The sequence below is a fragment of the Cupriavidus sp. H39 genome (assembly GCF_050271075.1).
Classification (GTDB): Bacteria; Pseudomonadota; Gammaproteobacteria; order Burkholderiales; family Burkholderiaceae; genus Cupriavidus; species Cupriavidus necator_B.
In genome coordinates this window covers 495,354-517,813 of record NZ_CP189848.1, presented here as the reverse complement: position 1 = coordinate 517,813, position 22,460 = coordinate 495,354, and the positions used below count along the sequence as shown (strand labels likewise).

17 protein-coding genes and 1 riboswitch are annotated in these 22,460 nt (G+C 67.9%); of the genes, 7 read left to right on the top strand and 10 right to left on the bottom strand.

Annotation, left to right across the window (positions count from 1 at the left end; translation table 11 throughout):
* Nucleotides 1-2: 2 nt before the first annotated feature.
* From ACOCMH_RS17830 to thiC, 5 genes are all read right to left on the bottom strand, one after another.
* Nucleotides 3-1,139, bottom strand: coding sequence for a thiamine phosphate synthase (locus ACOCMH_RS17830; protein ID WP_427312335.1), 1,137 nt, complete (start codon nucleotides 1,137-1,139; stop codon nucleotides 3-5).
* Entirely contained in the window at nucleotides 1,136-1,972 is an 837-nt protein-coding gene (locus ACOCMH_RS17825; RefSeq protein ID WP_427312334.1) for a thiazole synthase, read from the bottom strand. The genes ACOCMH_RS17830 and ACOCMH_RS17825 overlap by 4 nt, the downstream gene beginning before the upstream one ends.
* A 4-nt stretch (nucleotides 1,973-1,976) precedes the next feature.
* Nucleotides 1,977-2,174: a sulfur carrier protein ThiS gene (gene thiS, locus ACOCMH_RS17820; protein ID WP_012351522.1), complete on the bottom strand. Its 198-nt coding sequence runs from the start codon at nucleotides 2,172-2,174 to the stop codon at nucleotides 1,977-1,979.
* Nucleotides 2,175-2,186: 12 nt separating this feature from the next.
* Nucleotides 2,187-3,377, bottom strand: coding sequence for an FAD-dependent oxidoreductase (locus ACOCMH_RS17815; RefSeq protein WP_427312333.1), 1,191 nt, complete (start codon nucleotides 3,375-3,377; stop codon nucleotides 2,187-2,189).
* Nucleotides 3,378-3,511: 134 nt separating this feature from the next.
* The gene (gene thiC, locus ACOCMH_RS17810; protein ID WP_427312332.1) at nucleotides 3,512-5,392 is read right to left on the bottom strand and encodes a phosphomethylpyrimidine synthase ThiC; all 1,881 of its coding nucleotides are present in this window, start codon (nucleotides 5,390-5,392) and stop codon (nucleotides 3,512-3,514) included.
* Between the two features lie 101 nt (nucleotides 5,393-5,493).
* Nucleotides 5,494-5,595: riboswitch (TPP riboswitch) on the bottom strand.
* Between the two features lie 200 nt (nucleotides 5,596-5,795).
* Between thiC and ACOCMH_RS17805 the strand changes: the two genes are divergently transcribed.
* Nucleotides 5,796-7,466 carry an acyl-CoA dehydrogenase family protein gene (locus tag ACOCMH_RS17805; RefSeq protein WP_427312331.1) on the top strand — a complete coding sequence of 557 codons (1,671 nt, stop codon included), beginning with the start codon at nucleotides 5,796-5,798 and terminating at the stop codon, nucleotides 7,464-7,466.
* Here the strand turns inward: ACOCMH_RS17805 and ACOCMH_RS17800 are convergent.
* Entirely contained in the window at nucleotides 7,463-9,142 is a 1,680-nt protein-coding gene (locus ACOCMH_RS17800; protein WP_427312330.1) for a GMC family oxidoreductase, read from the bottom strand. The genes ACOCMH_RS17805 and ACOCMH_RS17800 overlap by 4 nt on opposite strands.
* Before the next feature lie 281 nt (nucleotides 9,143-9,423).
* On the opposite strand from ACOCMH_RS17800, the gene ACOCMH_RS17795 reads away from it, so the two are divergent.
* Nucleotides 9,424-10,827 (top strand): coniferyl aldehyde dehydrogenase, encoded by a 1,404-nt coding sequence (locus ACOCMH_RS17795; protein WP_427312329.1) that lies wholly within the window; start codon nucleotides 9,424-9,426, stop codon nucleotides 10,825-10,827.
* Nucleotide 10,828: 1 nt separating this feature from the next.
* Here the strand turns inward: ACOCMH_RS17795 and ACOCMH_RS17790 are convergent, their stop codons facing one another.
* Nucleotides 10,829-11,773, bottom strand: a complete 945-nt coding sequence (locus tag ACOCMH_RS17790) for a Kdo hydroxylase family protein (RefSeq protein WP_427312328.1) — start codon at nucleotides 11,771-11,773, stop codon at nucleotides 10,829-10,831.
* Between the two features lie 209 nt (nucleotides 11,774-11,982).
* A protein-coding gene (locus ACOCMH_RS17785) for an IS3 family transposase (RefSeq protein WP_427306043.1) occupies nucleotides 11,983-13,529 on the bottom strand; the annotation gives its coding sequence in 2 pieces (ribosomal slippage) (nucleotides 11,983-13,046 and nucleotides 13,046-13,529; 1,548 coding nt in all).
* 713 nt (nucleotides 13,530-14,242) lie between these two features.
* Between ACOCMH_RS17785 and ACOCMH_RS17780 the strand changes: the two genes are divergently transcribed.
* Nucleotides 14,243-15,789 (top strand): IS3 family transposase gene (locus ACOCMH_RS17780; RefSeq protein ID WP_427306043.1). Its coding sequence is split into 2 segments (ribosomal slippage): nucleotides 14,243-14,726 and nucleotides 14,726-15,789, totalling 1,548 coding nucleotides; the frame shifts between segments, so codons are not numbered across the junction.
* A 212-nt stretch (nucleotides 15,790-16,001) separates the two neighbouring features.
* Here ACOCMH_RS17780 and metK read toward each other — a convergent pair.
* Nucleotides 16,002-17,165 carry a methionine adenosyltransferase gene (gene metK / locus ACOCMH_RS17775; RefSeq protein ID WP_092317780.1) on the bottom strand — a complete coding sequence of 388 codons (1,164 nt, stop codon included), beginning with the start codon at nucleotides 17,163-17,165 and terminating at the stop codon, nucleotides 16,002-16,004.
* 304 nt (nucleotides 17,166-17,469) lie between these two features.
* Here metK and ACOCMH_RS17770 point away from each other — a divergent pair, with 304 nt between their 5' ends.
* The 4 genes from ACOCMH_RS17770 (at nucleotide 17,470) to ACOCMH_RS17755 (ending at nucleotide 21,089) form a co-directional block, all read left to right on the top strand.
* Complete coding sequence (locus tag ACOCMH_RS17770) at nucleotides 17,470-18,375, top strand: lysophospholipid acyltransferase family protein (RefSeq protein ID WP_427312327.1); 906 nt, start codon at nucleotides 17,470-17,472, stop codon at nucleotides 18,373-18,375.
* The gene (locus ACOCMH_RS17765) at nucleotides 18,372-19,265 is read left to right on the top strand and encodes a lipid A biosynthesis lauroyl acyltransferase (protein WP_427312326.1); all 894 of its coding nucleotides are present in this window, start codon (nucleotides 18,372-18,374) and stop codon (nucleotides 19,263-19,265) included. The genes ACOCMH_RS17770 and ACOCMH_RS17765 overlap by 4 nt, the downstream gene beginning before the upstream one ends.
* 40 nt (nucleotides 19,266-19,305) lie before the next feature.
* On the top strand, nucleotides 19,306-20,172 hold the full coding sequence (dapF, locus tag ACOCMH_RS17760) for a diaminopimelate epimerase (RefSeq protein WP_427312325.1): 867 nt from the start codon (nucleotides 19,306-19,308) through the stop codon (nucleotides 20,170-20,172).
* A 107-nt stretch (nucleotides 20,173-20,279) separates the two neighbouring features.
* Entirely contained in the window at nucleotides 20,280-21,089 is an 810-nt protein-coding gene (locus tag ACOCMH_RS17755) for a polyphosphate kinase 2 family protein (protein WP_427312324.1), read from the top strand.
* Nucleotides 21,090-21,109: 20 nt separating this feature from the next.
* On the opposite strand, the gene ACOCMH_RS17750 is transcribed toward ACOCMH_RS17755, so the two are convergent.
* Nucleotides 21,110-22,417: a patatin-like phospholipase family protein gene (locus ACOCMH_RS17750; RefSeq protein ID WP_427312323.1), complete on the bottom strand. Its 1,308-nt coding sequence runs from the start codon at nucleotides 22,415-22,417 to the stop codon at nucleotides 21,110-21,112.
* Nucleotides 22,418-22,460 lie beyond the last annotated feature (43 nt).

Below are 22,460 nucleotides of genomic sequence, written 5' to 3'. Positions count from 1 at the left end.
GCTCAGCTGGCCGGGAACAGGCTGACGAGGCGGGCCACCGCGGCCGGCACGTCGTCGGCTTCAGTGACGGCGCGCACCACGGCGGCGCTGCCCACGCCCACGGCCAGCACCTCGCGCATGTTCGTGGCGTTGACGCCGCCGATGCCCACCAGCGACGGGATCACCGGCTGCATCAGCTTCACGTAGGCGCGGAAGCGGCCCATGCCCTGCGGCTGGGTCGGCATCACCTTGGTGGTGGTCGGGAAGATCGCGCCCAGCGCCAGGTAGCTCGGGCGGATCGCCGCGACGCGCAGCATCTCGGCATAACCATGCGTGGACACGCCCAGCCGCAGCCCGGATGCGCGGATCGCATCGAGGTCGGCGTCAGCGAGATCTTCCTGGCCCAGGTGGATGCCGTAGATGCCGCTCTGCTCGCCGCCGTGGGCGGCGCGATAGTCGATCGCGGCCTGCCAGTGGTCGTTGATGAACAGGCGCGACGACGAGCCCCGCATGGCCGTGGCAGCGCGCGCGATCTCGGCACGCACCGAGGCCGGATCATCGGCCTTGAAGCGCAACTGTACCGTCGGCACCTTCAGCGGCGCCAGGCGCTCGATCCACTCGGCGCTCGGCACCACCACGTACAGGCCCAGCGCGGGGCACGGCGCGAACGGCTCGACGGCCTGCTCCGGCGCCACCAGCGCGGCATGGCGCACGCGCGGGAAGCGCGCGAAGTCAGACGGCCAGTCGGCCGAACCCGGGGCCCAGGCGCGCGCCAGCACCAACGCGTCATGCGCTGGGAAATGCAGCGACAGGCTTGCCAGCAGCACGGCGACAAACGCGGGCGAATGCGGCTGGTCGCTGTCCGCGGCAACCGAGAACACCCACGTGCCCATCGGCGAGCGCACCGTGTCGATCCACTGGCCGCCTTCGCGGTCGGTCTCGATCAGCGTGGCGCCGCTGGCGGCGACGCGCGCGATGACTGCCTCGGTGGCTTCGCCGTCCGACAGCAGCACGTCGTGCGCGCCGGGCTGCGCGGGCGCATCTTCAAGACGCCAGGCCTGCCACGGCTTGTCATCGACGCCGAAGGTCTCGCCATAGTGTTCCAGCACCGCCGCGCGCAGCGGACCATCGCTGGGGGCGTGGACGGGGCGGCGGGTCATGCGCGCTGCTCCGTGTGGTCGGCGTGCCAGAACGGCATGCCGACCACCGGGGTGCTGGCCTGCGCGATTTCGCGCTCGGGCATCGGCCCGGCCAGGTAGGCGGTGCGGCCCGCCGCCACGGCTTGCGCGAAGGCGCGCGCCATGTCGACCGGGTAGGCGGCCTGCGCCACCGCGGTGTTGAGCAGCACGCCGTCGTAGCCCCACTCCAGCACCTGCGCCGCGTGCGACGGCAGGCCCAGGCCGGCGTCAACGATCAGCGGGGTGTCCGGCAGGCGCTCGCGCAGCACGCGCATCGCATGCGGATTGACCGCGCCACGTCCGGTGCCGATCGGCGCGGCCCACGGCATCAGCGCCTGGCAGCCGACATCGAGCAACCGGCGGCATAGCACCAGGTCCTCGGTGCAGTACGGCAGCACCTTGAAGCCTTCCTTGATCAGGGTCTCGGCCACGGCCGGCAGGTTGAGCGTATCGGGCTGCAGCGTGTAGTCGTCGCCGATCAGCTCGAGCTTGATCCATGGCGTCTCGAACACCTCGCGCGCCATCATCGCGGTGGTGATGACTTCCTGCGCGGTGAAGCAGCCGGCGGTGTTGGGCAGCACCGGCACGTTCAGTGCCTTGAGCATCTGCCAGAACGCCTGGCCGCCCTCGCCGTCGCCCACCGCGCCCTGGCGGCGCAGCGCGACGGTGATCATGGCCGGCGTGGAGGCCTGCACGGCCGCTTCCAGCGTGGCCGGCGACGGATAGCGCGCGGTCCCCAGTAGCAGGCGCGAGCCGAACGACTCGCCATACAGCACGAACGGGTCGCGCAGGGTTTCGGAAGGTTCGAAGGTCATGGGGTCAGCCTCCCGTCACGGGTTGCACGAGGTCGATGCGGTCGCCGGCCGCAAGGGGGGTGTTGGCATGCGCGGCACGCGGCACGAACTGGCCGTTGACCGCCGCGGCAAAGGGGGGCGCGATCTGCGCCGCGCTCACCGCGTCCGCCAGCGTGGCGGATTCGGCAAGGGCGAGCGGTCGGCCGTTGAGCAGGATATCCATGTCAGTCTTGCGTTAGTGCAGCAGCCCGGAGTGCGCGCGCATCGCGGCTGCCGGCGCTTCCGTCACGGCTTCGATCATGCCGGGCCAGCGCAGCGCGGCAGGCACCGCGTGGGCGGCAGGGTCGCCCTTGAGCAACGCGCTCACCACCGCGCACGCGGCCTCGGTCACCGCCGGGGCGATCAGGAAGCCGTGGCGGTACAGGCCGTTGACGCGCACTACGCGCGCGTGCTGGTCGACGCGGATCGCCGGCAGGTGGTCGGGCCGCGTGGGGCGGCGCTGCACGTTCAGCTCGAGCACGCGCGCCTCGCCGAAAGCGGGATGCAGCGAGTGCGCCGCCGACAGCAGCTCCAGCGCGGAACGCACGCTCATCGGCGAATCGTCCTCGCTTTCCAGCTCGGTCGCGCCGATCACGTACAGGTCGTTGGGCTTGGGAGCAATATAGATCGGGTAGCGCGGATGCAGCAGCCGCACCGGCCGGTGCAGCTTCACGTCGGGCGCATGCACGCGCACCACTTCGCCGCGCAGCCCGCGCAGCCCGGGCGTGGTGCCGCCGGGCTGCGCCGGCCACGCCGCGCGCGCGCCCAGGCCGCGGCAATCCAGCACCACGTCGGCGCGGATGCCCAGCATGGGCAGCGTGTCGGCTTCCACTTCCCCAGCCTCCCAGACGCAATGCACGCCTTCGCTGACCGCGCACGACAGCAGCGCGCGCAGCGCGCCGCGGTTGTCGAGCTGGCCTTCGCCGGCCAGCAGCAGGCCCTGCGGGAAACGGCCCGCCAGCGCGGGCTCGGCCTCGCCCACGCCCGCGGCATCGAGCGCACGCAGCCGCTGCGCCACCAGCTCGGGCGGCGCCACGGCGCGCACGCGGCTGGTGAACAGCGACATCTCGGCGCGGTCGCGCGCGTGCCAGACCACCAGCGTGCCGTCTTCCTGGAAGAAGACCGGCTCCGGCAGTTCGGCCAGCCAAGCGCGCCACAGGTCGACACTGGCGACGCCGAGGTCGACGATGCGGCGCTCGGCGATGGCCGACTCGGCCAGCGGCGCCAGCATGGCCGCGGCCACATAGGCGGCAGAGCCCGCGCCGTCCGGGCCGGCCCGCTCCACCAGCGCCACGCGGGCGCCGCTGCGGACCAGCAACCAAGCGGCCAGGCGGCCGGCAAGGCCGGCCCCGAGGATGGCGACGTCAAACGACTGCACTGCTGTCATGAGGGTGTTGTGCCGGACGCGCCGTTGCGGCCGCGTCCGGCCTCCTTGTTATCGGTGCCGCCACGCGGGGCGCTGCGCGGCGGCGGATCTTGCGCGGGCATGGGTTGCGAGGCCATGCCCGTACTGCGGTTGCCTTACGAGTAGATCTTGCTGCCCTTCTTCAGGAACTCGATCGACTTTTCTTCCATGCCCTGCTGTGCTTCCTTGGGCAGCGAGGCCGCGTAGTCGCGCACTTCCTGCGTGATCTTCATCGAGCAGAACTTCGGCCCGCACATCGAGCAGAAGTGGGCGATCTTGGCGCCTTCGGCCGGCAGCGTGGCGTCGTGGTACGAACGCGCGCGCTCCGGGTCCAGGCCCAGGTTGAACTGGTCTTCCCAGCGGAACTCGAAGCGCGCCTTGGACAGCGCGTTGTCGCGCAGCTGCGCGCCGGGCCAGCCCTTGGCGAGGTCCGCTGCGTGGGCGGCGATCTTGTAGGTGATGATGCCCTCGCGCACGTCTTCCTTGTCCGGCAGGCCCAGGTGCTCCTTGGGCGTGACGTAGCACAGCATGGCCGTGCCCATCCAGCCGATATTGGCCGCGCCAATGCCGCTGGTGATGTGGTCGTAGCCGGGGGCGATGTCCGTCACCAGCGGTCCCAGGGTATAGAACGGCGCCTCGTAGCAGTGCTTGAGTTCTTCGTCCATGTTGGCCTGGATGCGCTGCAGCGGCACGTGGCCCGGGCCTTCGATCATCACCTGCACGTCGTGCTTCCACGCCTTGGCGGTCAGCTCGCCCAGCGTGCGCAGTTCGCCGAACTGGGCGTCATCGTTCGAATCCGCGATGCAGCCCGGACGCAGGCCGTCGCCGAGGCTGAACGACACGTCATAGGCCTTCATGATCTCGCAGATCTCGTCGAAGTGCGTGTACAGGAAGTTTTCCTTGTGGTGCGCCAGGCACCACTTGGCCATGATCGAGCCGCCGCGCGAGACGATGCCCGTGACGCGGTCGGCGGTCAGCGGCACGTAGCGCAGCAGCACGCCGGCGTGGATGGTGAAGTAGTCGACGCCCTGCTCGGCCTGCTCGATCAGCGTGTCGCGGAACATCTCCCAGGTCAGGTCCTCGGCGATGCCGCCGGTCTTGTCCAGCGCCTGGTAGATCGGCACCGTGCCGATCGGCACCGGCGAGTTGCGCAGGATCCATTCACGGGTTTCGTGGATGTGCTTGCCGGTGGACAGGTCCATGATGGTGTCAGCGCCCCAGCGGATCGACCACACCATCTTTTCCACTTCCTCGGCCAGCGACGACGTCACCGCCGAATTGCCGAGGTTGCCGTTGATCTTGACGCGGAAATTGCGCCCGATCGCCATCGGCTCCAGTTCGGTGTGGTTGATGTTGGCGGGAATGATGGCGCGGCCGGTGGCAATCTCGTTGCGCACGAATTCCGGCGTGATGTCTTCCGGACGCAGCGGCAGGCCGGCGCCCAGCGCGTTGCCGGGATGCTGGCGCAGCAGCGCCTTGTATTCGGGCTTGTCGTACAGGGCCTGCAGGTTCAGCGATTCGCGCAGCGCGACGTATTCCATCTCGGGCGTGATGATGCCCTTGCGCGCATAGTGCATCTGCGACACGTTGGCGCCGGCCTTGGCGCGGCGCGGGTTGGTCAGCTGGGCAAAGCGCAGGTGCGCGGTGGCCGGGTCGTTGGCGCGGTCGCGACCGTATTCCGACGACAGGCCGGGCAGCACTTCGGTGTCGCCGCGCTCTTCGATCCACTTGGCGCGCACCGCCGGCAGGCCGGCCTTCAGGTCGATGTGCACGTCCGGGTCGCTGTACGGGCCCGAAGTGTCGTAGACCGGGATCGGCGGATTGGGCATGTCGCCCTTTTCCGTGCGCGTCGAGGTCTGCAGGATGGTGCGCAGCGGTACGCGGAGATCCGGGCGGCTGCCGGTCAGGTAAGTCTTGCTCGAAGCCGGGTAGGCGAATTTCTGGTCGAGATCGCTTTCGAGCGATTCGAAGGATGCAGCGGGGGCAGTACGGGCCATGGGTGTCGTCCTCTCTCTTGCGGGGTGGACGAAACCAGGAGCCCTGTGAGCGCTGCCGGCGGCTTGGAGGCCTGGGCGGCGAGTCCCGGAGGGACTAGAGGCTTGGTCTTGCTGAAACTTCCCACGCCGGTACTAACCGGATCGGGTTCGAAGGGACTCTCTCAGCCGCACGGCCCATCCGTACGGCACCCCTGTTTCATCCAACGGGGTGAATTTAAGCACAGAGCCCCGGTGGGCGCCAGTGCCAGTTCACCACGGTTGGTGGTGCCACAGCTGTGCATAAAGGTATCGAATCACGCATGCTGCATCGCAAAAAGCGCATCCAGGCGGACAACCAGGCACTCGAACGCCCGCCACGTGCTCTACCATGCAAGCAAACGGCAAGCCCGATCCAGGAGACATCATGACCGACGCCGCCACCCACCGTGTCTTTAACCAGGTGCCGGATCTCGCGCACTACAACCTGTTCGACAGCGATCCCACGGTGCGGTCCGCGCTGGAGCGCCTGGGCGGCGGCTGGCATGCCGACGCGCTGCGGCAGTTCGGCGCGCGGCTGGGCGAGCCGGAAGTGCAGCAATGGGCCGCGGACGCCAACCGCCATACGCCGGAGCTGCACACCCACAGCCGCACCGGCGAGCGCATCGACACGGTCGAGTTCCACCCCGGCTGGCACGCGCTGCTGGGGCTGCTGCGCAGCCAGCAGTTGCAGGCCCTGCCCTTTGCACAACCGCGCGCCGGCGCCTGGGCCGCGCGCACGGCGGGGTACTTCCTGCAGGCGCAGGTGGAATCGGGCTCGCTATGCCCGCCCACCATGACCTTCGCCAGCATTCCCGTGCTGCGCAAGGAAGCCGCGCTGTTCGCCGAGCTGGAACCGCGCCTGTATGCCACGGAGCATGATGCGCGCGACCTCCCGTGGCGCAGCAAGACCGCGATCATGATCGGCATGGGCATGACCGAAAAGCAGGGAGGCTCCGACGTGCGCGCCAACACCACGGTGGCGCGCCCGGTGCGCGGAGAAGGCCGCGGCGCGGAGTACGCGCTGACCGGCCACAAGTGGTTCTTCTCCGCGCCAATGTGCGACGCGCACCTGGTGGTGGCGCGCATGGGCGCCGAAGACGGCCCGCTGTCGTGCTTCTTCGTGTCGCGTTTCCGCGACGACGGCAGCAGGAACGCGGTGCAGATCCAGCGGCTCAAGGACAAGCTCGGCAACCGCTCCAATGCCAGCAGCGAAGTCGAGTTTCGCGACGCCACCGGCATCCTGATCGGCGAGGAAGGACGCGGCATCCCCACCATCATCGAGATGGCGACCAATACGCGGCTCGACTGCGTGATCGGCAGCTCCGCCATCCTGCGCGCGGCGTTCGTGCAGGCGCTGCACCATGCGCGCCACCGCAGCGCGTTCGGCCGCCAGCTGGTCGACCAGCCGCTGATGCGCAATGTGCTGGCGGACCTGGCACTGGAATCCGAAGCGGCCGCGCTGCTGATGATGGAGCTGGGCCACGCCTTCGAGCATGCCGAGGGCGACCACCCCGACCCGCTCGCCGCGGCCTGGAAGCGCGTGGTCACGCCCGCGGCCAAGTTCTGGATCTGCAAGCGCACGCTCGAAGCCACCGGCGAAGCGATGGAAGTCTGGGGCGGCAACGGCTATGTCGAAGAAGGCCCGATGGCGCGGCTGTACCGCGAGGCGCCGGTCAATTCGATCTGGGAAGGCTCAGGCAACATCATGTGCCTGGACGTGCTGCGCGCGCTGCAGCGCAATCCGGACGATGGCGCGCGCCTGCTGCAGGACCTGTCGCGCCGCGCCGGCGGCCACGCGGCGGTGCGCGCCGAACTGGCCTCGCTGCAGGCCATGCTGCGCGAGCCTGCCGAGCACCTGGAAGCCAATGCACGCCGCTTCGCGCAGGGCCTGGTGCTGACCGCGCAGGCGGCGCTAATGCTCGCGCATGCCGACCCCGCGAACGCCGAGCTGTTCGTCGCCAGCCGGCTCGGGCGGCAGCACGGGCGCGTGTTCGGCACGCTGGATGCGGATGCCGACGCGCTCGGGCGGGTGGCGTCGCGCGGTTTCGAAGGCTAGGCCTCCATCGACTCCAGCACCCGCAGCATCACCCGCGGCGCATAGCGGATCAGGTCGTGCGCGCGCTCGCCGATCATGATCGCGGGCGCATTGGTGTTGCCGCCGACCAGCGTGGGCATCACCGAGGCATCGACCACGCGCAGGCCCTCGACGCCGCGCACGCGCAGCTGCGGGTCCACCACTGCCATCGCATCCATGCCCATGCGGCAGGTGCCGACCGGTTGGTAGATGGTGTCGGCGCGCGCGCGGATCAGCGCGCGCACGGCGGCATCGTCGCTGCCATCGGCACGCAGGCCGGCCGTATAAAGTTCGCGCCCGCCGAAGCACGCCAGCTGCGGCTGCGACAGGATGCTGCGCACGATGCGCACGCCGGCCACCATGTCGTCGAGATCGCGCCCGTCGCTCAGGTACTTCGGATCGATCAGCGGCGCGCGCCGGATATCGGCCGCGGCCAGGCGGACCTCGCCGCGGCTACGCGGGCGCAGCAGGCAGACATGGCAGGAATAGCCATGGCCGACATTCAGCTTGCGCATATGGTCGTCCGCCAGGCCGACCACGAAATGCAGCTGCAGGTCGGGCTCGGGCAGCGTCGGGTGGCTGCGCACGAAGCCGCCCGCCTCGGCGAAGTTGCTCGACATCATGCCGGCGCGCTCGCGCCGGTAGCGCAGCATTTCGGCCAGCAGCCGCGCCAGGCCGCCGAACGACACCCCGAACAGTTCGGGCACGGCGGTGCGCTTGTGCAGCACCACGTCGAGATGATCCTGCAGGTTGGCGCCCACGCCGGGCAGGTCGTGCACCACGCCGATGCCGTGTTCGCGCAGGTGCGCGGCGGGACCGACGCCCGAGACCATCAGCAGCTGCGGCGAGCCGAACGTGCCCGCGCACACGATCACGTCGCGACGCGCGCGCAGCAGCTGCTGGCGGCCGTCACGCAGCACCAGTACCCCGGTGGCGTGGCGGCCTTCGAAGACGATGCGCAGGGCTTGCGTGTCGGTCAGCACGTGCAACCGCGCACGGCCGCCATTGCAGGCGCGGTCGCGCACGTTGCCGCCGTGCAGGTAGGCACGCGCGGCATTCCAGCGCTCGCCGGCGTGTTGCGTGACCTGGTACCAGCCGATGCCCTCCTGCTCTTCACCGTTGAAATCGTCGTTGCGCGGATAGCCAGCCTGCTGCGCGGCCTCGATGAAGCGCTCGGCGAACGGGTTGGGCGTGCGCAGGTCGCTGACATGGAGCGGGCCATTGCCGCCGTGCAGCGGGTCTTCGTCGCTGCCCGCCAGGCGCTCGTTGCATTCGGCGCGGCGAAAGTACGGCAGCACGTCGTCCCAGGACCAGCCATCGCAGCCGGCGTCGGCCCAGGCATCATAGTCCGCGGGCCGGCCGCGCGTGTAGATCATCGCGTTGATCGACGAGCAGCCGCCCAGCCCGCGCCCGCGCGGCTGGTAGCCGCGGCGGCCGTTCAGGCCCGGCTGCGGCACGGTCTGGAAGCCGTAGTTGCGCGCCCCCGCGCGCGGCAGCATCGCGGCCAGCCCGGCGGGTGTGCGCACCAGCACATGGTGGTCGTGGTGCCCGGCCTCGACCAGGGCGATGGTGTCATCGCCGCTGTCGGCCAGGCGCCCCGCCAGCGCACAGCCCGCCGAGCCCGCGCCGACGATGACGTAGTCATAGGTGGTTTCCATCTGTCTCCCCGCGATTCCGCAGGCGGCGCGCATGCGCAAGCCGGGCTGCGCCGGCGCGCGCGCCCGGTCCGTCCAGCGGATGGCAAGCCGTGAGATTCAGTGTAGGCGCTGGCTGCGCTGGCTCAAGAACTGGAGCAGGTCGGCGGCAACGAAATGCGCGGGCGCGACGGACGGGCGTTTGAATTGGCCTTCTGGTAGGAAGCTTCCATTGTCTTGGCTGGCGCGCTGCCTTATCGTGCGCGATGGTGCGCGAATGTGCGCAGAAATCCAGGAGCGCAGCCATGCGAGAAGTCCCCGACCTGTCGTCCGTCTTCAGTGCGATGCATGCCGCCTCGCGGCGCGACCAGCTGCCCGGCTGGACCGTGCGTGCCGACCGCTTGCAGCGCCTGTGTCGCCTGGTGACCGAAAACCAGGCCGAAATTGCCGCCGCGATCCACGCGGATTTCACCAACCGTCCGCGTCAGGAAACCGCGCTGCTGGAGGTGTTCCCCAGCCTTGCCGGCATCGACGATGCCCTGCGCCACGGCAAGCGCTGGATGCGCGTGCGGCGCGCCGCCACCGGCTTCTGGTTCCGCCCCGGCCGCTCGCGCCTGGTGCCGCAGCCGCTCGGCGTGGTGGGCATCGTGGTGCCCTGGAACTATCCGCTGTACCTGACTATCGGCCCGCTGGCCGGCGCGCTGGCCGCAGGCAATCGCGCCATGGTGAAGCTGTCGGAATACACGCCGCGCTTCGCGGCGCTGTTCGCGCAGCTGGTGCCGCAGCACTTCGCCCCGGACGAGATCGTGGTGATCAACGGCGATGCCGAAGTGGGCAGCGCCTTCACCGCGCTGCCGTTCGACCACCTGCTGTTCACGGGCTCGACCGCGGTGGGCCACCATGTGATGCGCGCGGCGGCCGCCAACCTGACGCCGGTGACGCTGGAGCTGGGTGGCAAGTCCCCCGCCATCATCGGCCCCGGCGCTGACCTGGAGCGCGCGGTGGAGCGCATCCTGGTAGGCAAGCTGATGAACGCGGGGCAGACCTGCATCGCGCCGGATTATGTGCTGGTGCCGGAGGACCTGCGGGGGCAACTGGTGGAAGCGGCGCGCCGCTGCGTGGGCCGGCTCTACCCGGACCTGGCGCGCAACGCGGACTACACCAGCATCATCAGCCCGCGGCATTTCGCGCGGCTGGCGGGTCTGGTCGACGAGGCCGCGGCCCAGGGCGCAACCGTGGTGCCGCTGTCCGATGCGCAGCCGGACGCGCAGGCGCGGCGCCTGCCGCCGGTGCTGCTGCTGGATGTGCCGGAAGGCGTAACCGCCCTGCGCGAGGAAATCTTCGGGCCGGTGCTGCCGGTGGTGACCTACCGCACGCTTGACGAGGCGGTGGATTACATCAACGCCCGCCCGCGCCCGCTCGCACTGTACCTGTTCGAACGCGACCGCGGCGCCATCGGCCATGTGATGAAGCAGACCGTCGCCGGCGGCGTTACCGTCAACGACACCCTGTTCCATATCGCCCAGGACGGCCTGCCGTTCGGCGGCGTCGGCCCCAGCGGCATGGGCGCGTATCACGGGCAGGCGGGCTTCGATACCTTCTCGAAGGTGAAACCGGTGTTCCACCAGGCCAGCCTGAACGGCGCCGGCCTGCTCAAGCCGCCTTACGGCAAGACCTTTGAAACGATGCTGCGGCTGTTGCTGCGCTGAGTCAGGAAACCAGCATCGGCCGCCCGAGCATGCGCGACAGCACCGCCTCGGGCGAATGGGTGTGGTCCGAAATCGCCTGCGGCGCCAGGTAGATGGTCTGCTCCATCATCGCGCGCCCGCGCATGGCGGCATGCAGCAGCTGGTCGCTGAAGACGATCCAGGTCGCACCCGGCGGGAAGTGGAATTCCTGCTGCGGCACGTTGGCCTGGTAGTCGAGGTCGGCCTTGGCCAGGTCATGGAGCTGCAGCATGCGGTGGTCGTATTCCGAGCGGCGGCGCTTGGTGATATGCAGCAGCTTCATCAACGCCGCCTGCCCCGGCCACATGCCGTGGGTCTTGGGCACGAACCGGCGCGCAAAGTCGCCGAACGGCTCGCCCACGCGCCACACGCGCGGCGCGGCCGGGTCGATATTGTGGAACACGCGCAACAGCCGCTTGCCCAGCATCGGGTTGGACGGGAACGAGTCCACGTGCAGGCGGGTGTCGTCCTTGCGCCAGCTGACCGGGCGCCCGGCGATCTCGCTGGGCCGCAGCGACGTGCCGGCGCGCGTCATGTGGGGGATGTACTCGGGGAACAGCGTGCGCACCAGGGTTTCGCTGCTGTCGGCGTAGCGGCGGATCAGCGTGTAGAGGTCGGCCAGGTCCTGCGGGCTGCCCTGCGCGCCGCGCACCGCGGTGTCATCGGCGCGCAGGTTGATGTTCTTGGATTTGCCGTCGGAATAGCGGCTGTCGAGGAAGCGCTCTTCGCCCGGCTGGAAATGGAACTTCAGGTTGGGGAAATACAGTACCGCGCCCTGCTCCAGCTCGCGGCGCAGTGTGGCGCGTTCCTCCGGGGTGACCTGGGGAGCCCAGTCGGTGTAGGGCTGCGGGCGGATCAGGTCGAGCTTGCCCTGGGATGGGGAGCTGGTCGGCTCGGTGGCAGTGGCAATGGCTGGTGCAGCGGGCATGGAAGTCCTCTGGGGATGGGCCCCGGGAAGGAATTTTTTGTCAGCGCGGGAGGCTGGGTTGGGGTGGATTTTACTACTGTGGGGAGGGGTTTCTGAGGTGGGTGCTGCTTGTGACATGCTGTCGGCTGTTGAACCACCTGGTTCCGCCCTGCTGGGCGGGTCACTTTTTGTCCGAGCGGTGTGTGTCAAGGTAGTTGTCGCGTCCGCCGTTATGCTGCTTTCCGGTGCTCCCTAGCCTCCTGCTCAGCTCGTTCGGGGTTCAAGAAGACCACTGGATCCAGTTTCCAATTCCGGATCCCTCGCGACCAGCGCTGCGGATGTCGGGCGCGGGCTGCCTGATACAGCATCGTGCGTCGCGCCAGTAGGGGCGGCGCTTCACCGCGGTGCCGCTGGTTCGGCGTGACGTACTTTAGGCCACTGTGGCGGTGCTCCTCGTTGTACCAACGCACGAACCGATGGACCCAATCGCGCGCCTGCTGCAGCGTATCGAATGGCCGATCCGGCCACAGCGGGCAGTACTTGGCTGTGCGGAACAGCGCTTCCGCGTAAGCGTTGTCATTGCTCACACGCGGACGACTGTATGAGGGCTGCACGCCCAGGTAACCCATCATCGCCAGCATCGTCCCTCCTTTCATGACGCTGCCGTTGTCCGAATGCAGCACCAGCGGCCGGCCGGCGGTCTTCTCGCGCAAACAGCCCAGCGACAGCAGTTCGCTGGCATGGTTGGCCGATTCGCTCTCGTGCACCTCGTTGACTACCAGCTTGCGGCTGTAGATGTCCTGCATCATGTACCAGTAAAAGAAGCGACCTTTCACCGTCGTGGGCATCCACGTGATATCCCAGCACCACACCTGGTTGGGTCCGTCGGCTCGGTGGGTGGTCAACGGACGCGACTTGGCTTCGTGGCCGCGTCCGCGCCGGCGCGCCTGGCCGGCGGCCTTGAGCACGCGGTAGAAGGTCGACTCCGAGGCCAGGTAACGGCCTTCGTCGGCCAGCCTGGGTACGATCTGGTGCGGCGTCAGGCCCTCGCAGCCGGGCTCGTTGGCCGCGGCCAGCACGGCCTCACGCTCGGCCTCGCTGAGCTTGTTGGCCGGCACCGGACGCTGCGCGCCCGGTCGTCCATCCTCAGGCGTATGGCGCCAGCGCTGCAAGGTGCGCTCGTTCAGACCTAATTCCTCGCACGCGAGGGCCTGGCGCGCGCCGCTCTTTACCGCTTCATCGATCAACGCAATGGCCTCGCGGCGATCCGAGACGTTGATCAATCCTCCTCGTCCCTTCCCCAGATCGCCTCGGCTTTTTTTCTTAGCACCAGCAGCGCTGCGGTTTCCGCCAGCGCGGCGTCCTTGCGCTTCAGCTCACGCTCCAAGTCACGGATTCGCTTCTTCGCGGTTGCTTCCTCGCGCAGCTGTGTGTCTGCCTTGGGCGGCGTCTTCGCATTCGCCTGCTCACAGGCAGCACGCCACTGCCGGATCTGTTCTGGCTGAATGCCCTTCCTGCGGCAGTATTCGGACAGCTCCGCTTCACTCAGGGGCGCCGTCTCCAGCACCACCCGGAACTTGTCCGCGCTGGACCACTTATCGCTCTGTTTGCCGTTGCCTGGCACAACTCGTCCTTGCTCTCGCGCCTCGTTGCGCCAGGTGCGCAGGCTCACCGTCGTGACACCCGTCTCCCTGGCCAACTCCACAACCGATCGGTTCACGGGCGGCATCATCTGCTCAACCACCCATTCCTTGTACTCCGCCGGATAGCGTTTCATTCTCCAACCGCTTCCGCCCTCCATTGTCCTTCATCGAAAGGCGGCGGGGCGACATCTATCCTGACATGGAGGGGAGCGACAAAAAGTAACCAAAAAGCGCGTTTACTGCCCTGCGGGCGGCATGTCTTATCGTAGTGGGCCCCGGGTTTTCGTACGGGGCTTGGCTTCCTCATAAAGCTAGACTGCCTGCCGCAGGGGTGCGCGTCGGTGGCAGGGGCGTTGAAGGGATGGTTGAACGAGCCCAGAGCGGGGGGTGGCCGCCTGCTGCCGGCCTTGCCGTAGGAACGCCTACGGCTGCGCTGCGCGCAGGCAGTATCGCCGAGCAGGGGCCCTGGCTCGGCACGCGTCGCTGCGCTCGCTTGGGGCTTTCGGGCGCGAGGGATCCAGTTCTGCCATTTTTGGGCCGGCGCGTAGCGCAGCCGTAGGCGTCCCTACGATAAGGTCCGCAGCAGGGACCACCCACCCCTCTGGGCTCGTTCAAACCCCACTCCAACGCCCCACCCACCGTCGTGCACCCCCTGCGGCAGGCAGTCCAGCTTTGTGAGGAAGCCAAGCCCCGTACGAAAACCCCACGCCCACTACGATAAGACATGCCGCCCGCAGGGCAGTAAACGCGCTTTTTGGTTACTTTTTGTCGCTCCCCTCCATGTCAGGATAGATGTCGCCCCGCCGCCTTTCGATGAAGGACAATGGAGGGCGGAAGCGGTTGGAGAATGAAACGCTATCCGGCGGAGTACAAGGAATGGGTGGTTGAGCAGATGATGCCGCCCGTGAACCGATCGGTTGTGGAGTTGGCCAGGGAGACGGGTGTCACGACGGTGAGCCTGCGCACCTGGCGCAACGAGGCGCGAGAGCAAGGACGAGTTGTGCCAGGCAACGGCAAACAGAGCGATAAGTGGTCCAGCGCGGACAAGTTCCGGGTGGTGCTGGAGACGGCGCCCCTGAGTGAAGCGGAGCTGTCCGAATACTGCCGCAGGAAGGGCATTCAGCCAGAACAGATCCGGCAGTGGCGTGCTGCCTGTGAGCAGGCGAATGCGAAGACGCCGCCCAAGGCAGACACACAGCTGCGCGAGGAAGCAACCGCGAAGAAGCGAATCCGTGACTTGGAGCGTGAGCTGAAGCGCAAGGACGCCGCGCTGGCGGAAACCGCAGCGCTGCTGGTGCTAAGAAAAAAAGCCGAGGCGATCTGGGGAAGGGACGAGGAGGATTGATCAACGTCTCGGATCGCCGCGAGGCCATTGCGTTGATCGATGAAGCGGTAAAGAGCGGCGCGCGCCAGGCCCTCGCGTGCGAGGAATTAGGTCTGAACGAGCGCACCTTGCAGCGCTGGCGCCATACGCCTGAGGATGGACGACCGGGCGCGCAGCGTCCGGTGCCGGCCAACAAGCTCAGCGAGGCCGAGCGTGAGGCCGTGCTGGCCGCGGCCAACGAGCCCGGCTGCGAGGGCCTGACGCCGCACCAGATCGTACCCAGGCTGGCCGACGAAGGCCGTTACCTGGCCTCGGAGTCGACCTTCTACCGCGTGCTCAAGGCCGCCGGCCAGGCGCGCCGGCGCGGACGCGGCCACGAAGCCAAGTCGCGTCCGTTGACCACCCACCGAGCCGACGGACCCAACCAGGTGTGGTGCTGGGATATCACGTGGATGCCCACGACGGTGAAAGGTCGCTTCTTTTACTGGTACATGATGCAGGACATCTACAGCCGCAAGCTGGTAGTCAACGAGGTGCACGAGAGCGAATCGGCCAACCATGCCAGCGAACTGCTGTCGCTGGGCTGTTTGCGCGAGAAGACCGCCGGCCGGCCGCTGGTGCTGCATTCGGACAACGGCAGCGTCATGAAAGGAGGGACGATGCTGGCGATGATGGGTTACCTGGGCGTGCAGCCCTCATACAGTCGTCCGCGTGTGAGCAATGACAACGCTTACGCGGAAGCGCTGTTCCGCACAGCCAAGTACTGCCCGCTGTGGCCGGATCGGCCATTCGATACGCTGCAGCAGGCGCGCGATTGGGTCCATCGGTTCGTGCGTTGGTACAACGAGGAGCACCGCCACAGTGGCCTAAAGTACGTCACGCCGAACCAGCGGCACCGCGGTGAAGCGCCGCCCCTACTGGCGCGACGCACGATGCTGTATCAGGCAGCCCGCGCCCGACATCCGCAGCGCTGGTCGCGAGGGATCCGGAATTGGAAACTGGATCCAGTGGTCTTCTTGAACCCCGAACGAGCTGAGCAGGAGGCTAGGGAGCACCGGAAAGCAGCATAACGGCGGACGCGACAACTACCTTGACACACACCGCTCGGACAAAAAGTGACCCGCCCAGCAGGGCGGAACCAGGCGGTCCAACGGCCGACAGCATGTCACCAGCAGCGCCCAAACCAAAAAAACAAAAACCCCACCAAACCCTAACGAGCCAGCGGGGCATGCCCGAAGCCAGAAAACACCCGCATCCAGCCTCGGAAACTCCAAAATACCTCTTACAACCCAGCCGCAGCCCGCAGCGCAGCCGCCTTGTCAGTAGCCTCCCACGAGAACTCCGGCTCTTCACGCCCGAAGTGCCCATAGGCAGCCGTCTTCTCATAGATCGGCCGCAGCAGGTCCAGCATCTGCACGATGCCCTTCGGCCGCAGGTCGAAATGCTCCTGCACCAGTTCCGCGATCTTGGCGTCCGGAATCTTCCCGGTGCCTTCGGTGTAGACCGTCACGTTAATCGGGCGGGCCACGCCGATGGCATAGCTGACCTGCACCTGGCATTGCCGCGCCAGCCCCGAGGCCACCACGTTCTTGGCCACGTAGCGCGCGGCGTAGGCGGCCGAGCGGTCGACCTTGGACGGGTCCTTGCCCGAGAACGCGCCGCCGCCGTGCGGCGAGGCGCCGCCGTACGTGTCGACGATGATCTTGCGCCCGGTCAGGCCGCAGTCGCCCTGCGGCCCGCCGATCACGAAGCGCCCGGTCGGGTTCACCAGGTACTTGGTTTCCTTGAGCATCTCCGCCGGCAGCACCGGCTTGATGATCTCCTCGATCACCGCTTCGCGGATCTGCGCCTGCGTGATGTCGGGCGCATGCTGCGTCGACAGCACTACGGTGTCCACGCTGTGCGGCTTGCCGTCGACATAGCGCACCGTGACTTGTGACTTGGCGTCCGGGCGCAGCCAGGGCAGGCGGCCGTCGCGGCGCAGTTGCGACTGGCGCTCGACCAGGCGGTGCGCATAGTAAATCGGGAACGGCATCAGTTCCGGGGTCTCGTCGCAGGCGTAGCCGAACATCAGGCCCTGGTCGCCGGCACCCTGGTTCAGGTAGTCGTCCGAGGCGCGGTCCACGCCCTGGGCGATGTCGGGCGACTGCTTGTCATAGGCCACCAGCACCGCGCAGCCCTTGTAGTCGATGCCGTAATCGGTGTTGTCGTACCCGATGCGCTTGATGGTGTCGCGCGCGATCTGGATATAGTCGACGTTGGCGGTCGTGGTGATTTCCCCGGCCAGCACCACCAGACCGGTGTTGCAAAGCGTCTCAGCTGCCACACGCGCATACTTGTCCTGCGCCAGGATGGCGTCCAGGACAGCGTCGGAAATCTGGTCAGCGACCTTGTCGGGATGGCCTTCGGAGACGGATTCCGAAGTAAAAAGGAAGTCGTTTGCCACGAACTTATTCTCCAGGTTGGCTATTGCGTGCCAGCCTTTTCGGTTCATGGCGGCGACGCTTTAGCGGTATTTCAGGCAGCCCGGTTTGAGCCGCATCGCCCCGCAAGTTGTCAGTTAACTCGGCGATACACGCTATTATACGCGCCTGCAGGCGTCGTTGCAGCGCGTCAGGGGTGCGGTACAACACCTAGCCGGCATGCCGGGGCGCTGCGGGGAATACCGCCATCGGGACCCCCGCCTGCCTGCCCGTCTGATCCCGGCACAGACCCGCGGCGGACTTGCCTGGACCTGTTTTCCTCGCCTGATGACTTTTTTATTCTGGCTGATCTCCCGTTTTCCGCTGCGGCTGCTGCAGGCCGCGGGCGGTGCGCTGGGCCTGCTGAGCGCACGGCTGCCGGGCCGCTATGGCCAGCGCCTGCGGGAGAATTTCCGGCTCGCGTTTCCTGGCGCCACCGAGGCGATGATCGACGAAGCCGCCCGCTCGGCCGGGCGCATGATCATCGAGATGCCCTACTTCTGGAGCCGCAGCAAGATCGGCGCGAAGCTGTACGGCTTTGACGACCACCTGTGGCCCGAGCTCGCAACGCTGCAGGCGCGCGGCAAGGGCATCATCATCCTGACCCCGCACCTCGGCTGCTTTGAGGTGCTGCCCCAATCCCACGCGTTGCAGCGCCCGGTGACCGCGCTGTTCAAGCCGCCGCACCAGCCGTGGCTGCGCGACTGGATCGAAAAGATGCGCACCCGCCCCAACATGCACATGGCGCCGGCCACGCCGCGCGGCGTGCGCATGCTGGTGAAGGCGCTCAAGCGCGGCCAGGCGGTGGGCATCCTGCCCGACCAGGTGCCCAGCGGCGGCGAAGGCAACTGGGCGCCGTTCTTCGGCAAGCCGGCCTATACGATGGCGCTGGTGCACCGGCTGCAGCAACTGACCGGCGCGCCGGTGGTGGCGGTGTTTGCCGAGCGGCTGCCGCGCGGCGCCGGCTACCGCGGGCATCTGCGCGTAATCAACGAGGGCGGCATGCTGCCGGAGGATCCGGCCGCCGCCGCCGCGGTCATCAACCAGACCATCGAGGCCCTGGTCAGCCTGTGCCCGACCCAGTACCTGTGGGGCTACAACCGCTACAAGCACCCCGCCGGTGCGGGCGCCCCTGGCATGCCGGGCACCGTGGGCAGCGACACCGGGCCGGCCGCCGACCGATCGATCTCATGAGCCGTGTGTTCACGTGGCTCGGCATCGGCCTGCTGACCGTGCTGGGCAAACTGCCCTATCCGTTCGTGGCGCGCTTCGGTGAAGCGCTGGGCAGCCTGCTGTATTGGATCCCCAGCGAGCGGCGCCGCGTGGTGCAGGCCAACCTGCGCCTGTGCTTCCCGGACCGGACCGAGGCCGAGATCGACACGCTGTCGCGCCGGAGCTTCCGCATCCTGTTCCGCAGCTTTGCCGAGCGCGGCATCTTCTGGACCGGCAGCGAGGCGCAGATGCGCCGCTGGGTGCAGATCGACGACCAGGCCGGCCTGGTGGCGCTGGATGGCACCCCGCATATCCTCGTTACGCTGCACCTGTCGGGCGTGGAAGCCGGCGCGATCCGGCTCACCATCCACCTGCGCGAGCATGTCGGCCGCTCCGGCGCATCGCTCTATACGAAGCAGAAGAACGCGCTGTTCGACGCCTTCCTCAAGCAGGCGCGCGGGCGCTTCGGCGCCAATATGATCTCTCGCAACGACAGCGCGCGCGACATCCTGCGCTGCCTGAAGAAGGGCGAGGCGTTGCAGCTGATTGCCGACATGGATTTCGGCGAGCGCGATTCGGAGTTCGTGCCGTTCTTCGGCGTGCAGGCGCTGACGCTGACTTCGGTGTCGCGGCTGGCGCGCCTGACCGGCGCCAGGGTGGTGCCGATCTACACCGAGATGCTGCCCGACTACCAGGGCTACGTGCTGCGCGTGCTGCCGGCCTGGGAGCACTACCCGGGCGCGAGCGTGACCGACGACACGCGCCGCATGAACGCCTTTTTCGAGGACTGCATCCGGCCGCGCGTGCCTGAGTACTATTGGGTGCACAAGCGCTTCAAGCATCGCCTGCCGGGCGAGCCCGAGATCTACTGAGCGCCGGCACGGCTGGCGCCGCGCCGCTACAATCCCCACCATGAAACTCCAGTTCACCAAGATGCATGGCGCCGGCAACGACTTTGTCGTGCTCGACGGCATCCACCAGCAGATCGACCTGACCCCGGCGCAATGGCGCGCGCTGGCCAGCCGGCATTTCGGGGTGGGCGCGGACCAGATCCTGATCGTCGAGAAGCCGACGCGTCCTGACGTCGATTTCCGCTACCGCATCATCAATGCCGATGGCAGCGAGGTTGAGCACTGCGGCAATGGCGCGCGCTGCTTCGTGCGCTTTGTCACCGACCAGGGCATGACCGACAAGCGTTCGGTGCGCGTGGAAGTGATGAACGGCGTGATCACGCTGACGCTGCAGGACGATGGCCAGGTCACGGTGGACATGGGCGCGCCCGAGCTGGAACCGGCGCGCGTGCCGTTCCAGGTGCAGGGCCTGCCCACGCATGCCGAAGGCGCCGACACGCTGTACGGCCTCGAGGTCAACGGCCGCACCGAATGGATCTCGGCGGTATCGATGGGCAACCCGCATGCGGTGCAGGTGGTGGACGACGTGGAGAACTTCCCCGTGCTGCAGGACGGCCCGGTGATCGAGCACCACCCCGCCTTCCCGAACCGTGTCAACGCCGGCTTCATGCAGGTCGCGGACCGCCACGCCATCCGCCTGCGCGTCTACGAGCGCGGCGCCGGCGAGACCCTGGCCTGCGGCACCGGCGCCTGCGCGGCGGTGGTGGCCGGGATCCGGCGCGGCCTGCTGGATTCGCCGGTGCGGGTCCACACGCATGGCGGCGAGCTGACCATCGCGTGGGACGGCGGCGCCGAACCGGTGCGCATGACCGGCCCGGCCACCACCGTGTTCGAAGGCAGCATTGACCTGGCGGCCCTGCCGGCCTGACCATAGGGGCTGCGCGCCCCTTCCGCACTCCCCGCCGCTGTTGCCGCGGAGCCCTCGCGGGGGCGCCCGATTCCATGATCCCGCAGGTCATCACGAATGGAGCGCCCATGCCGCTGGACGATTTCCGCATTACTTCGGGCAAGCGATTCCGCCTTGCCGACTTTGACCCCGGCAGCAAGCCGCTGTCGTGCGGCAACAAGGAAGAAGACCTGGCCCGCATCATCGAGCTGAGCAACGCCCTCGACGCGCAGCAGGACATCTTCTATGCCGAGCACCGCCGCAAGCTGCTGGTGGTGCTGCAGGGCATGGACACCAGCGGCAAGGACGGCACCGTGCGCGGCGTGTTCCGCAGCTTCGACCCGCTGGGCATCCGCGTGGTCGGCTTCAAGGCCCCGTCGCCCGAGGAACTGGCGCGCGACTACCTGTGGCGCATCCACCTGCAAGTGCCGAAGGCGGGCGAGATCGTGGTGTTCAACCGCAGCCACTACGAAGACGTGCTGATCACGCGCGTGCACGACTGGATCGACGCCGCCGAATGCGAGCGGCGCTTGCGCCAGATCCGCGAATTCGAGTCGATGCTGACCGAGACCGGCACCACTATCATCAAGTGCTTCCTGCATATTTCCCGCGACGAGCAGAAATCGCGGCTCGAGGCGCGCCTGGCCGACCCGGAGAAGCACTGGAAATTCGACACCACCGACCTCGCCGAGCGCAAGCACTGGAAGGCCTACATGGATGCCTACGAGGCGGCCATCATGGCCACCAGCACGCCCGAATGCCCCTGGTACGTGGTGCCGGCCGACTCCAAGACGCACCGCAACCTGATGGTGGCCGAGATCATGACCAAGGTGTTCGCGGACCTGAAGCCGGCTTATCCGCCGGCGCGGCCCGAACTGGCAAAGATCAAGGTCGACTGAGCCAGCGCGCGCCGGCCGGCTCAGCCGCCGTTGCCGCGATGCACGTCGTGCGTGACGAACGGCTGCTCGCGGCTGGGCATGGCCAGCCATTGCGGATGGCGCAGGGTCTGGCGGATATCTTCGAGCCCGCTGGTCCAGTGCTCATGCATGGTCAGCGGGCCGAACTGGTAGTCCTTGGCCAGGTTCTCGAACGACTTGTCGCGGTAGATCAGCTGGATCACGTTGCGGCGCGCATCGCACGACTGCTCGGCGGCGCGGCGGTACCAGTCGTTGTCGCGCTTTGACGGCGGCACCAGCGCCATCACCTCGTTGAGCATGCGGCGCAGGTTCTGCTGCTCGCGCATATAGTCGGTGATGGCCCGGGTGCGGCTGGAATACTGGATGTCCTTCTGGCGCTCGGCCACGTCGATCAGGTCGTGCGGCAGCTTGCCGCGCGCGCTCCACAAGTCGACCTGGAAGATCAGCGCGTCGCGCCGCGGTTGCGCGGTCAGCACCTCGGCCAGCGGCGTGTTCGACACCAGCCCGCCGTCCCAGTAGTACTGGCCATCGATTTCCACCGCCGGGAAACCCGGCGGCAGCGCCCCCGAGGCCATGAAATGCTCGGGGCAGAGCTTGTCGCGGGTATTGTCGAAGTAGGCGAAATTGCCGGTGCGCACGTTGACCGCGCCCACCGAGACCCGCATCAGGTCGGGGCGATGGTTGATCAGGTCGAAGTCGGCAAAGCGCTCCAGCGTCGCCTTCAGCGGCGTGGTGTCATAGAAGCTGGCATGGGTCGGATCCGAGTAGCGCGACATCAGCGCCGCCCAGCTGCGCGGCTGGAAAAAGCCGCGCTGGCCTTCCACCATGGCGCGCGCCGCATGCAGGCCGTCGAACCAGATCCGCATCGGCTCGGGCCAGCTTGCGGCCTCGTCGGCGAACCAGGTGTACGACAGGCTGGGCAGCCACGGCTGGGCGCAGATATATTCCCAGAACGCCCGCAGTTGCTCCACCCGGCGCTGCGGCGGATTGCCGGCAATGATGGCCGCGTTGAGCGCGCCGATGGAAATGCCGGCGACCCAGTTGGGGGAGATGCCGCCGTCGGCCAGGCCCTGGTACACGCCGGCCTGGTAGGCGCCAAGCGCGCCGCCGCCCTGCAACACCAGCGCGCGCACGGCATAGGCCTCATGCGCGGGCCGGTCGGGGGCCTTGGCGGCCTGGCGCACCGGCTTGCGCGGCCGCACCTGCGCGCCGCGCTCGGCGAGCGACTCGCCGTTGCCGGCTGACTGCGCCGCCGAGGCCGGCGTTGCCGCCTGCCGCACTGTCCGTTCCTGCCGTTCTTTTGCCGCCACGCCGCGCTCCCTCCGGTCTGAAAGTCAGCCGCCCCTGGTCGGG